Consider the following 12,171-nt stretch of genomic DNA (forward strand, 5'->3'; position numbering starts at 1 on the left):
CAACCCCTGCCACAGCTTGACTTTTGACCGCTTGGTCAGCAAACTTGCCTTGTACCTATCTATCGACAGGCAGCAGGAGGGTCTTATGAACATCGACCTTTCGCGGCGCGGCTTTTTCAAGCTGGCGGGCGCGGGGGTTGCGGCGACATCGCTTGGGGCCATGGGCTTCGGCGAGGCCGAGGCGGCGGAACAGGCGCATGTGCGCGCCTTCAAGCTGGCCACGACCACGGAAACGCGCAACACCTGCCCTTATTGCTCGGTCGCTTGCGGCATCATCCTTTATTCCAAGGGTGACGTGAAAGCCGGCGAGACCGCCGAGCTTCTGCACATCGAGGGCGACGCGGACCACCCGACGAACCGCGGCACACTGTGCCCTAAGGGCGCCGCGCTCAAGGATTTCGTCCACGCACCGACGCGTTTGACCAAGCCGCGCTATCGCGCAGCCGGCGGCGCCGAATTCCAGGACATCACCTGGGAAGAAGCCCTGGACAAGATCGCCCGCGCGATGAAGGACGATCGCGACGCCAACTTCATCCAGACGAACGAGGCGGGCGTGCCCGTCAACCGCTGGACGACGACGGGCTTTCTGGCGGCATCGGCAACCACGAATGAGACCGCATGGCTGACCTACAAGACGGTCCGGTCCATGGGGATCGTCGGATTCGATAACCAGGCGCGCGTCTGACACGGCCCCACGGTGTCCAGTTTGGGCCCGACATTTGGCCGTGGAGCGATGACCAACTCCTGGACCGACATCAAGAATACCGACCTTGTCATTGTCATGGGCGGCAATGCCGCCGAAGCGCATCCCTGCGGCTTCAAATGGGTGACCGAGGCGAAGCACCATCGCGGCGCCAGGCTGATCGTGGTCGATCCCCGATTCACCCGCACGGCATCGGTGGCCGATTACTATGCCCCGATCCGTCCGGGCAGCGACATCGTGTTCCTGATGGGCATGATCCGCTGGATGATCGAGAACAACAAGGTTCAGTGGGATTACGTCCGCAACTATACCAACGCCTCCTTGCTGGTGAAGGACGAGTTCGGCTGGTCCGACGGGCTTTTCACCGGCTATGACGAGGAAAAGCGCGACTATGACAAGTCGTCCTGGGACTACAAGATGGGCGAGGACGGCTTCGTCCAGACCGATCCCACGCTTCAGGATCCGCGCTGCGTCTGGAACCTGCTGAAGGCCCATGTCGACGCCTATACGCCCGAGATGGTGGAACGCGTCTGCGGCACGCCTGCGGACAAGTTCCTCCACATCGCCGAGATGATCGGCGAATGCTCGACGCCGACCAAGACCATGACCTCGATGTATGCGCTTGGCTGGACGCAGCATTCCAAGGGCGCGCAGAACATCCGCGGCATGGCGATGCTGCAGTTGATCCTGGGCAACATCGGCGTCCGGGGTGGGGGCATGAACGCGCTTCGCGGCCATTCCAACATCCAGGGCCTGACCGATATCGGCCTGATGTCGAACCTGATCCCGGGATACCTGAACATTCCCACGGAAAAGGAAGCAGACTGGGCGACCTATATGTCCACCCGCGGGTTCAAGCCGATCGTGCCGGGCCAGACCAGCTATTGGCAGAACTATTCCAAGTTCATGGTCAGCTTCATGAAGTCCATGTGGGGCGACGCGGCGACGCCGGAAAACGACTGGGCCTATGACTATCTGCCGAAACTCGACGTGCCTGCCTATGACGCGATGCGCATGTTCGAGATGATGAACAACGGCAAGGTGAACCTATATTTCTGCCAGGGATTCAACGCGCTTTTGTCCTTCCCCAACCGCGACAGGATGACCGAGGCCTTCTCCAAGCTGAAGATGCTGGTGATCATGGATCCGCTGACCACGGAAACCTCGCATTTCTGGCAGAACCACGGCATCCATAACGACGTGGCTACGGCATCCATCCAGACCGAGGTTCTGGAACTGCCCACCACCTGCTTTGCCGAGGATGAAGGCGCCTTGGTCAACTCGGGACGGTGGCTGCAATGGCACTGGCCGGGGGCCACCCCTCCGGGAGAGGCCAAGCACGACACATGGATCATGGCTCAGATCTTCCAGCGGGTGAAAAAGCTCTATCAGGACGAAGGCGGGGTTTTCCCTGAACCGATCCTTAACCTGAGCTGGGACTATGCCGACCCTCTGGAACCCATGCCGGAGGAGTTGGCCAAGGAAATGAACGGCCGCGCGCTGTCCCCTGTCTATGACCTCAATGACCCGACCAAGGTCGTGGCCGAGGCTGGGCAGCAGTTGTCGAACTTTGGCCAGTATCGCGACGACGGATCGACGATGGGCGGCTGCTGGATCTATGCCGGCAGCTGGACCGAGGACGGCAACATGATGGCGCGTCGGGACAATAACGATCCCGACAACACCGGCACCTTTTCCAACTGGTCCTTCTCGTGGCCTGCGAACAGGCGGATCTTGTATAACGCTGCCTCCTGCGACCCGCAGGGCAAGCCTTGGGATCCGTCGCGCAAGATCATCGAATGGACGGGCGAAAAATGGGAAGGCTATGACGTGCCGGACATTCCGGTCACGGCAAAGCCGGGCGAGGTCCATCCCTTCATTATGAACCCGGAAGGCGTGTCGCGCTTGTTCAGCCGGGGCATGATGCGGGACGGTCCCTTCCCCACGCATATGGAGCCGTTCGAATCGCCGGTTGCCAACGTGTTCAACCCCAGGATGCGGGGCAATCCGGTGGCGCGGGTCTTCGAAAGCGTGGCAGACCAGTTCGCGGATATCGGCGATCCCGGTTTCCCCTTCGTCGCGACCTCCTATCGCCTGACCGAGCATTTCCATTACTGGACCAAGCACAACCCGGTGAACGCCGCGTTGCAGCCCGAGTTCTTCGTGGAAATCAGCGAGGAACTGGCAGCCGAACGGGGCATCGCCAAGGGTGCCCGCGTCCGGGTCTGGAGCAAGCGGGGCGAGGTCTGGGCCAAGGCCCTTGTGACCAAGCGGCTGCGGCCGATGCAGGTGGATGGCAAGACCGTCCATGTCATCGGCATTCCGCTGCACTGGGGCTTTGTGGGCGCGGCGCGCAAGGGCTTCGGCCCGAACAGCCTGACCTCTCGGGTTGGTGACGCGAACGTGGAAACGCCGGAATTCAAGGCCTTCATGGTCAATATCGAACCCGCAGCAGAGGAGCCGGTGGCATGAGCGAGACCGCGCCCCAACCCACGACCGCGGCGGCGAACCCGCCGGTGCAACCCATGGCGTCCAACCTGCTGCCGTCCGACGTGGTCCGAATCTCGGCCACGCTGGACGTGCCGCAGCCGGATCGGCAACTGACCAAGGTCGCCAAGCTGATCGACGTGTCCAAGTGCATCGGCTGCAAGGCGTGCCAGTCGGCCTGCATCGAATGGAACGACACCAAGCCCGAGGTCGAAACCAACGTGGGGGTTTACGAAAACCCCCACGACCTGACGCCCAATATGTTCACCCTGATGCGCTTTGCCGAATGGGTGAACCCGGAAACCGACAACCTGGAATGGCTGATCCGCAAGGACGGCTGCATGCATTGCGAGGATCCGGGCTGCCTCAAGGCCTGCCCGGCGCCCGGCGCCATCGTGCAATATTCCAACGGCATCGTCGATTTCATCCACGAGAACTGCATCGGTTGCGGATACTGCGTGACCGGCTGCCCCTTCGACATCCCGCGCATCAGCAAGGTCGATCACAAAAGCTATAAATGCACGCTGTGTTCGGACCGTGTTGCGGTCGGCCAGGGACCGGCCTGCGCCAAGGCCTGCCCGACCGAGGCGATCGTCTTTGGCACCAAGGACGACATGATCGCCCATGCCAATGAACGGGTCGCGGACCTGAAATCGCGCGGCTATGACAATGCGGGCATCTATGACCCGGCAGGGGTCGGCGGCACCCATGTCTTTTACGTGCTGCACCATGCCGACAAGCCCACGATCTATAACGGCTTGCCGGAAAACCCGCGCATCTCGCCCGTGGTCGAGGGCTGGAAGGGCGTGACCAAGACCGCCGGGCTTGCGGTCCTGGGGGTTGCGGCCGTGGGCGCGGCGATCCACGGGATCTTCGCCCGCGCCAACCGCGTCGACGAACACGAGGAAAAGGCCGCCGAAAGGCTGGTCGGTTCCGGGCCGGATGACAGGGGGGCCGTCTGATGGCGCGCCCCTATTATTCCGAACCGGGCGACCGGATCGAATCCACGAAACCGGTGACGGTCAGCCGTTACCGGGGCTTCATCCGGGCGAACCACTGGATCACCGCGATCTCGCTGATCCTGCTGCTGTTGTCGGGCCTGGCGTTCTTCCACCCGTCGCTGTATTTCCTGACAGGCCTTTTCGGCGGCGGGCAGACGGCACGATGGCTGCACCCGATCATCGGCGTGGTGCTGTTCGTCAGCTTCCTTGTGATGTTCATCCAGTTGTGGCGCCTCAATATGCCCAAGCCCGAGGACAGGACCTGGGTCGCCCAGATCGGCGACGTGGTGAAAGGCAACGAGGAAAACCTGCCCGAGCTTGGCAAGTACAATGCCGGGCAAAAGATGATCTTCTGGTCCATGACGATCCTGATCGTGGTGCTGATCGTGTCCGGCATCATGATCTGGGAACAGTTCTTCGGCGAGCTGGCCAGCATCCCCACCCGCCGCTGGGCCGTCCTGATCCATGCGCTTGCGGCAGTGGCGATCATCCTGGTGTTCATCCTGCACGTTTATGCGGCCTTCTGGACCCGCGGCACGCTGCGGGCCATGACCCGGGGCACCGTCACCGGCGGCTGGGCTTATCGCCATCACCGCAAATGGCTGCGCGAACTGGCTGGACGCCGCCAGAACGGCCCCGCAGAATAAGCACAAGTGGCCGGTCCGGCCCGGAGATTAGATGAACACGACCATCCAGCCCGACCCCTCGGCCATCGGCGGCGTCCCCACGGCGCCGCTGGCTTTTTTGCCAAACCCGGCGGCGGTCTTTGACAAGCGCGCCGGGCGGTTCGCCTTTCTGGCCGATCACGGCGGCAACCTGGCCCCCTATCTGCGGTTCCTGGGCGACCTGACGGCGTTGCAGGCGCGTCTGGCCCGCGAACTGCCCCCCGTGGCGCCCATCCCGGCAGATCGGGTGGACCTTGCCCGGTCCAGCCGGATGCCCCCCATCGACCGCGCCGCCATGGCCCGGGACGAAGGGATGCACGCCACGCTGGACCGCTTTCTGGCGGATGCTGCCAGCCTGACCATGCCCGAAGCCGCCCGGCTGGCGCTGTCCGCCGTGACGGCTGCGGGCATCGCGGACCGGCACTGGCTGCTGGACAACATCCTGTCCGACAAGATCCCCGATGACAGCGCGGCGCCGCACCTGTTCGTGGCCGCCGCCGTGCAACTGCACCTGGCGCGGCTGGCCGCCACGCTGGACGCTGCAAAGCTGGTCAAGATCAGGACCGGCACCTGCCCCACCTGCGGCGGGCGCCCCGCGACATCGGCGGTCGTGGGGGGTGCTGCGGGGATCGAAAGCACCCGCTATGCCACGTGCGGCTGCTGCGCGACCCAGTGGAACGAGGTTCGCGTGACCTGCCTGTGCTGCGGCACCACCAAGGGGATCAGCTATCGCAGCGTCGAAACCGACGAGGCGACGGTCAAGGCCGAGCTGTGCAGCGAATGCAATTCCTGGGTCAAGATCCTGTATCAGAACAAGAATGCCAGCCTGGAACCGATTGCCGACGACGTGTCCAGCCTGGGCCTGGATATGCTGATGAAGGGCACGGATTTCCGGCGCGGCGGCTTCAACCCGTTCATCGCGGGATACTGATGGCGGGGTTTCGCGCCCTGCCCTCGGTCGATCAGGTTTTGCTGTCCCCGATGGGCCAGGCGCTGATCGACGGCCATGGCCGCGCGGCGGTCACGACTGCGCTTCGCAACCGGCTGGATGCCGCGCGGACGGCAATCCGCGAGGGCGCCGACGGCGAAACCGAGGCCGCGCGCCTGCCCCACCTGCTGGCCGCCGACCTGGCGTCCGCCGCGCGGTCCAAGCTGCGCCCGATGCTGAACCTGACGGGCACCGTCCTGCACACCAACCTGGGCCGCGCCATCCTGGCCGATGAAGCCATCGCCGCCGCATCCGCCGCCATGGCCGCCCCCTTGGCCCTGGAATTCGACCTGGACAGCGGCGGGCGGGGGCAGCGCGACGACCATCTGCGCGGGCTGTTGTGCGAATTGACGGGGGCCGAGGACGCGACGATCGTCAACAACAACGCCGCCGCCGTCCTGATCGCGCTGAACACATTCGGCCAGGGGCGGGGGGCCATCGTGTCGCGCGGCGAGTTGATCGAGATCGGCGGTGCCTTTCGAATGCCCGACATCATGGCCCGCGCCGGCGCCCGTCTGGTCGAGGTGGGCACCACCAACCGCACCCATCCCCCCGATTATGAGGACGCGATCACTGCGGATACGGGCCTGATCCTCAAGGTCCACACTTCGAACTACCGGATCGAGGGGTTTACCGCCGAAGTCCCGGCGCCCCGGCTGGCGCAGATTGCCAGGAAGGCGGGCGTTGTGCTGCTGAACGACCTGGGATCGGGGTCGCTGGTCGATCTGGGCACCTGGGGCCTGCGAAGCGAACCCACCGTGGCCCAGGCAGTGGCCGAGGGCGCGGACCTGATCACCTTTTCGGGTGACAAGCTCTTGGGCGGGCCGCAGGCGGGATTCATCGTCGGGCGCAAGGATCTGATCGCGCAGATCAACAAGAACCCGCTGAAACGCGCGGTGCGGCTGGACAAGATCCGCATCGCCGCGCTGGAGGCCACGCTGCGCCTTTACCGTGACCCGGACCGGCTGGCCGAACGCCTGCCCACGCTGCGATACCTGTCGCGCCCGCAAGCGGAGATCGCCGCCCGGGCCGCGCGCCTGGCCCCGCAGGTGGCCGCGCTGCTGCCGGGCTTCGCGGTGACCGCCACGGATTGCGCCAGCCAGATCGGGTCGGGGTCGCTGCCCACAGACACGATCCCTTCTGCCGGGCTGCGGATCACGGGACCGGGCGGCGATGCGCCCGACCGCCTGTCGGCCCGGCTGCGCGCCCTGCCCTGCCCGGTCGTCGGCCATATCCACGGCGGCGCGCTGATCCTGGATCTGCGCTGTCTGGATCGGGACGAGGATCTGCTGGGGGCCCTGTCGGCATGATCGTCGGCACGGCGGGGCATATCGACCACGGCAAGACGGCCCTGGTCAAGGCGCTGACCGGCACCGATGCCGACCGCCTGGCCGAGGAAAAGGCCCGCGGCATCACGATCGACCTGGGCTTTGCCTATGCCGACCTGGGGGCAGGGTCCGTCACAGGGTTTGTCGACGTGCCGGGCCATGAACGGCTGATCCACACCATGCTGGCGGGCGCGAGCGGCATCGACATGGCGCTGCTGGTGGTGGCCGCCGACGACGGCGTGATGCCGCAGACGCGGGAACATATCGCGATCCTGGACCTGCTGGGCATCGCGCGCGGCATTGTCGCGCTGACCAAGGCCGATCTGGCGGACCCGGCGCGGCGCGATGCAGTCGCCGCCGGAATCCGCGAGGCCCTGGCAGGCACCGCCCTGGCCGATGCGCCGGTCCTGCCGGTCTCTTCGCTGACCGGCGAAGGCATCGACGCCCTGCGCCAGGCGCTGATCGCCGCCGAAACGGACACCGCCGCCCGCCATGCCGACGGCCCGATGCGGCTGGCCGTGGACCGCAGCTTTACCCTGTCCGGCGCGGGCACGGTCGTCACCGGCACGGTGCTGACCGGGCGCGTGGCCGTGGGCGATCCCGTGGTGGTCAGCCCGCGCGGCCTGCCTGCCCGCGTGCGCGCCATCCACGCCCAGAACCGCCCCGCGACCGAGGGCATGGCAGGCCAGCGTTGCGCCCTGAACCTAGCGGGCGAGGCGATCAGCAAACAGGCCATCCATCGCGGCGACGTTGTTCTGTCGCCCCCGCTGCACGCACCGACCGACCGCATCGACGCCTGGCTGACCGTGCTGGCGGGGGAACCCAGGCCCATCGGAACATGGTTTCCCGCCCGCCTGCACAGCCACGCGGTTGAAACCGGCGCACGGATCGTCCCCCTGGGCGATCCCATCCAGCCGGGCAGCAGCGGCCCGGTCCAGATCGTTCTGGACCGGCCCATCGCGGCGGCGGTGCATGACCGCTTCATCCTGCGCGACGTGTCCGCCAGCCGGACCATTGGCGGCGGGCGCTTTCTGGACCTGCGCGCCCCGGCCCGCAAGCGCCGCACCCCGGACCGGCTGGCGCTGATCCATGCCGCGCGGGCCGTCGATCCCGGTGCGGCACTGTCCGCGATGCTGGCCGTGGCGCCGGTCGAACTGACCCCCTTCGCCCGCGACCGCAGCCTGACCCCGACGGCGCTGTCGAATGCCGTTCGCAGCGCGGCAGCCGTTCCCATCGGCGATCTGGCATTGGGCCGCGACAGCCTGGACAGCCTGCGACGGCAACTGACTGAAACCTTGTCCCTGTTCCATGACGACAACCCCGACCTGCCCGGCTTGGGCCGCGAACGCCTGCGCCTGGCGTTGCAGCCGCGCCTGCCCAAGGATGCCTTCCTGACCTTTCTGCGCACTGAAGCCGCGCAAGGCGGCGTCGTGCTGGACGGCGCCTTTGTCCGCCTGCCCGGCCACGAGGTCCGCCTTTCGCCCGAGGACGAGGCCCTGTGGGACCGCATCGCCCCTGCCCTGGGGGGCGAGGCCCGTTTCCGCCCGCCCCGCGTGCGTGATTTCGCGACCGACCTTGGCATCGACGAAAAGGACGTGCGCCGCGTGTTGCGCCTGACGCAAAAGCTGGGCCGCACCGACCAGATCGCGCATGACCATTTCTTCGCACGCGAGGTCACGGCGGAAATGGTCGCAATCATCGAGGATGTGGCGGCCAGCTCGGCGGACGGCTGGTTCACCGCCCCCGCATTCCGCGACCGGGTCCAGAACGGCCGCAAGGTCGCCATCGAGATCCTCGACTTTTTCGACCGCTACGGCCTGACCTTGCGCCGGGGCGATTTGCGTCGCATCAACCCTCATCGTGCCGACCTGTTCGGCACGGATGGAAGGGAATCGTCCCCGGTGGGGCGGCCGGACTTCAAATCCGGTTGGGGCAGCGAGACTGTCCCGGGTGGGTTCGACTCCCATTCCCTTCCGCCATCATCCGAAGGCCTGCCATGAGCGATACCGATTTTGACGACTGGCTGCGGGCGACATTCGCCGAAACGCAGGGTTTCACGCTGCTGATCGTCCTGGTGGGCATTGGCGGAGGACGGATCGATTTGCTGAAGTCCACGCATCTTCACGTGATCGGCGACGATATCGACTGGCCGCAGATGGCCGATCACCTGGACGGATCGGGCGTGCCCTGGAACGGGGTCGCCCTGTTCCGGGCGGGCCGGGAGGGGCTGGTGGCCGACAACATCGCCAGCGACCGGCTGGACCAGCTTGTGCGCGCGCTGAACGGCGACCGGACGCTGATCCGCGACGGCGAGTTCTTCAACCGCGACGGGCTGCGCCTGCGGCTGGACGACGCGGAACCGCAGGTGCCGATCCTGAACTGATCAGCAGCTTTGGGCGACCGGTTCCGCCCGCCCCGCCAGATCCAGCCCGCGCACGGTGGGTGGATGCCAGGTGGGCGAGGTTGCAAGCGCGCCTTGGGTATTGGTGCCCAGATGCGATCCGCCAAGGCCCCCGCTCCACCCGCTGCTGCCGGCATTGTTGGCATCGGTGGCATTGGCGCCGGGCTGCGGGGCGGTTGCGGGCTGGGCCACCGTGTCGCGGGCGGGACAGTCGCCTTCGCCCGACTGGCCCTGCACCTGGGTCTGTTCGGCCGGGGCTGCGGGCGCGGCTGCGGGCGCGGTCGGGGCGGTCTGCGCCCAGCCTGCGCTGACGGCCAGAAGGCTGGTGGCAAGAATGGCGCTGATGCGGGTCATGATGGACACCTGGGCGTTAGGGGATGCCTTGCAAACGCCGCGCCCGCCGCGCGGGTTCCGGGACAGGCGCCCGCAATCCGCTTGCAGCGGCGCGCCCCCGCGACTAGAAGGGCGGGAATTTTTCAGGCCGCCCCCGCGGTGGCGGCCCTATGCCATGAGGACGATGATGCAGGTCAAGGAAACCCAGAACGAAGGTCTCAAGCGGGGCTACCAGTTCACCCTGCCGGCTGCGGATCTGGCCGCCACGGTCGATGCCAAGCTGAAGGAAGCCCAGCCCGAAGTCGAGATGAAGGGCTTTCGCAAGGGCAAGGTTCCGATGGCCATGCTGAAGAAGCAGTTCGGCCCCCGCATCCTGGGCGACGCCATGCAGGACGCCATCGACGGCGCGCTCAAGTCGCACCTGGACACCTCGGGCGACCGTCCCGCGACCCAGCCCAAGGTCGAGATGCAGAACGGCGAAGGCTGGAAGGAAGGCGACGATGTTGTCGTCAACGTGTCCTACGAGGCCCTTCCCCCAATCCCCGAGGTGGACCTGTCCGGCCTGACGCTAGAAAAGCTGTCCGTCCCGGCCGAGGACGCGGCCATCACCGAGGCGCTTGAGAACCTGGCGAAATCCGCGCAGTCGTTCGATGACCGCACGGCGGGCAGCCCGGCCGAGAATGGCGACCAGGTCGTGATCGACTTCAAGGGCTTCGTCGATGGCGAGGCTTTCGAGGGCGGCACGGGCGAGGATTATCCGCTGGTGCTGGGTTCGAACAGCTTCATCCCCGGCTTCGAGGATCAGCTGGTCGGCGCCAAGGAAGGTGACGACGTGACCGTCACCGTGACCTTCCCCCAGGAATACGGCGCCCCGCATCTGGCGGGCAAGGAAGCCACCTTCGAATGCAAGGTCAAGGCCGTGAAAGCCCCCCAGGCCGCCGAGATCGACGACGAACTGGCCAAGAAGTTCGGCGCCGAGGATCTGGACGGTCTGAAAAAGCAGATCGCCGGTCGTCTGGAACAGGAATATGCCGGTGCAGCCCGCGCGATCCTGAAACGCTCGCTTCTGGACCAGCTGGACGAGAAGGTGAAGTTCGACCTGCCCGAATCGCTGGTCGAGGCCGAGGCCCAGCAGATCGCCCACCAGCTGTGGCACGAGGAAAACCCGGAGGTCCACGACCACAACCACGGCAGCATCGAGCCGACCGAGGAACACAAGAAGCTGGCCGAGCGCCGCGTGCGCCTTGGCCTGCTGCTGGCCGAGATCGGCCAGAAGGCCGAAGTGACCGTCACCGACCAGGAAATGACCCAGGCCGTGCTGCGCGCCGCCCGTCAGTATCCGGGCCAGGAACGCGCCTTCTTCGAATTCGTCCAGCAGAACCAGGCCGTGCAACAGCAGTTGCGCGCGCCGATCTTCGAGGACAAGGTCGTCGATCACATCACCGAACAAGCGCAGGTCACCGAAAAATCCGTGACCAAGGAAGAACTGGAAAAGGCTGTCGAGGCCCTGGACGAACTCTGATCGTCCACTGACTAACATTCGACAGAAAGGCCGCGCCATCCTGCGCGGCCTTTTCGTTGGCGGCGATCTTGTGACGCCCGCCCCTGCCCCCTATCTTGCGGCCATGTCAGCACAACTCCACCTTATGAAGCTTTGCGTCGGGGCCGAAAGGCCGGACGATCTGGTCCATTGGCAGCGTCGTTTCGGCGATGGCCATGCCGTTCATGTGACGCGGATGTGGCCCAAGCGCGAAGGCGAATTGCTGGCCGGGGGGTCTATCTTCTGGGTGTTCAAGGGCGTCATGCTGGCCCGCCAGCGCATCGTGCGACTGGACGAACACCGCCACGACGATGGCATCCGCCGCTGCGCCCTGATCCTGGACCGGGAACTGGTGCCTGTCACCGCCGTGCCCCGCCGCCCCTTCCAGGGCTGGCGCTATCTGCACGCCCAGGACGCCCCCGCCGACATGGTCCGGGGCCGCGAAGGGGACGTGGCATTGCCCCCGCAGATGGCGGCGGCGCTTGCGGAAATGGGGCTTGTCTGACGGCTTGACGCGGCCTTTTCCATCGTTTAGCCAAGGCGCCATGCGGGTGTAGCTCAATGGTAGAGCAGCAGCTTCCCAAGCTGAATACGAGGGTTCGATTCCCTTCACCCGCTCCAATCCCCTTGCAAGATCAGGCGGTCCCTTCAGGGCATCTCGACCGGCCGGACGCATGAAAAAGCCGCGGGTAATGCCGCGGCTTGTCGCATTTCCGATCCCGGCC

The 12,171-nt window shown here is 65.9% G+C and carries 9 protein-coding genes, 2 tRNA genes and 1 pseudogene; 11 read left to right on the forward strand and 1 reads right to left on the reverse strand.

Annotated elements, in window-relative coordinates:
* Nucleotides 1-85: 85 nt before the first annotated feature.
* From fdnG to LZ585_RS10365, 8 genes and pseudogenes are all read left to right on the forward strand, one after another.
* Complete coding sequence (gene fdnG / locus LZ585_RS10330; RefSeq protein ID WP_256445617.1) at nt 86-3,175, forward strand: formate dehydrogenase-N subunit alpha; 3,090 nt, start codon at nt 86-88, stop codon at nt 3,173-3,175.
* Nucleotides 3,172-4,152 carry a formate dehydrogenase subunit beta gene (gene fdxH / locus LZ585_RS10335; RefSeq protein WP_234853490.1) on the forward strand — a complete coding sequence of 327 codons (981 nt, stop codon included), beginning with the start codon at nt 3,172-3,174 and terminating at the stop codon, nt 4,150-4,152. The genes fdnG and fdxH overlap by 4 nt, the downstream gene beginning before the upstream one ends.
* Nucleotides 4,152-4,838, forward strand: a complete 687-nt coding sequence (locus LZ585_RS10340; protein WP_234853491.1) for a formate dehydrogenase subunit gamma — start codon at nt 4,152-4,154, stop codon at nt 4,836-4,838. Before fdxH ends, LZ585_RS10340 begins: the two co-directional genes overlap by 1 nt.
* Before the next feature lie 31 nt (nt 4,839-4,869).
* On the forward strand, nt 4,870-5,787 hold the full coding sequence (gene fdhE, locus LZ585_RS10345; RefSeq protein ID WP_234853492.1) for a formate dehydrogenase accessory protein FdhE: 918 nt from the start codon (nt 4,870-4,872) through the stop codon (nt 5,785-5,787).
* Entirely contained in the window at nt 5,787-7,154 is a 1,368-nt protein-coding gene (gene selA, locus LZ585_RS10350) for an L-seryl-tRNA(Sec) selenium transferase (protein WP_234853493.1), read from the forward strand. The genes fdhE and selA overlap by 1 nt, the downstream gene beginning before the upstream one ends.
* Nucleotides 7,151-8,959, forward strand: a pseudogene (gene selB, locus LZ585_RS10355) (selenocysteine-specific translation elongation factor); the annotation flags it as partial. The gene selA and the pseudogene selB, both read left to right, overlap by 4 nt.
* A gap of 96 nt (nt 8,960-9,055) precedes the next feature.
* Nucleotides 9,056-9,151 (forward strand) — tRNA-Sec (locus tag LZ585_RS10360).
* 17 nt (nt 9,152-9,168) lie between these two features.
* The gene (locus LZ585_RS10365; RefSeq protein ID WP_234853494.1) at nt 9,169-9,555 is read left to right on the forward strand and encodes a hypothetical protein; all 387 of its coding nucleotides are present in this window, start codon (nt 9,169-9,171) and stop codon (nt 9,553-9,555) included.
* On the opposite strand, the gene LZ585_RS10370 is transcribed toward LZ585_RS10365, so the two are convergent.
* Complete coding sequence (locus LZ585_RS10370; protein WP_234853495.1) at nt 9,556-9,927, reverse strand: hypothetical protein; 372 nt, start codon at nt 9,925-9,927, stop codon at nt 9,556-9,558.
* Between the two features lie 166 nt (nt 9,928-10,093).
* Between LZ585_RS10370 and tig the strand changes: the two genes are divergently transcribed.
* From tig to LZ585_RS10385, 3 genes are all read left to right on the forward strand, one after another.
* A complete protein-coding gene (gene tig / locus LZ585_RS10375; RefSeq protein ID WP_234855810.1) occupies nt 10,094-11,428 on the forward strand; it encodes a trigger factor in 1,335 nt (444 codons plus the stop codon).
* 103 nt (nt 11,429-11,531) lie between these two features.
* Entirely contained in the window at nt 11,532-11,951 is a 420-nt protein-coding gene (locus LZ585_RS10380) for a DUF1489 family protein (protein ID WP_234853496.1), read from the forward strand.
* A gap of 42 nt (nt 11,952-11,993) precedes the next feature.
* A tRNA-Gly gene (locus LZ585_RS10385) sits at nt 11,994-12,067 on the forward strand.
* Nucleotides 12,068-12,171: the final 104 nt, after the last annotated feature.

The organism is Paracoccus everestensis (genome assembly GCF_021491915.1).
Taxonomy (GTDB): domain Bacteria; phylum Pseudomonadota; class Alphaproteobacteria; order Rhodobacterales; family Rhodobacteraceae; genus Paracoccus; species Paracoccus everestensis.

Bases quoted from the DNA above. Each gene is read 5' to 3' on its own strand.
- fdxH (WP_234853490.1), top strand. From the start codon at position 3,172: ATGAGCGAGACCGCGCCCCAACCCACGACCGCGGCGGCGAACCCGCCG.
- LZ585_RS10340 (WP_234853491.1), top strand. From the start codon at position 4,152: ATGGCGCGCCCCTATTATTCCGAACCGGGCGACCGGATCGAATCCACG.
- fdhE (WP_234853492.1), top strand. From the start codon at position 4,870: ATGAACACGACCATCCAGCCCGACCCCTCGGCCATCGGCGGCGTCCCC.
- selA (WP_234853493.1), top strand. From the start codon at position 5,787: ATGGCGGGGTTTCGCGCCCTGCCCTCGGTCGATCAGGTTTTGCTGTCC.
- LZ585_RS10365 (WP_234853494.1), top strand. From the start codon at position 9,169: ATGAGCGATACCGATTTTGACGACTGGCTGCGGGCGACATTCGCCGAA.
- LZ585_RS10370 (WP_234853495.1), bottom strand. From the start codon at position 9,927: ATGACCCGCATCAGCGCCATTCTTGCCACCAGCCTTCTGGCCGTCAGC.
- tig (WP_234855810.1), top strand. From the start codon at position 10,094: ATGCAGGTCAAGGAAACCCAGAACGAAGGTCTCAAGCGGGGCTACCAG.
- LZ585_RS10380 (WP_234853496.1), top strand. From the start codon at position 11,532: ATGTCAGCACAACTCCACCTTATGAAGCTTTGCGTCGGGGCCGAAAGG.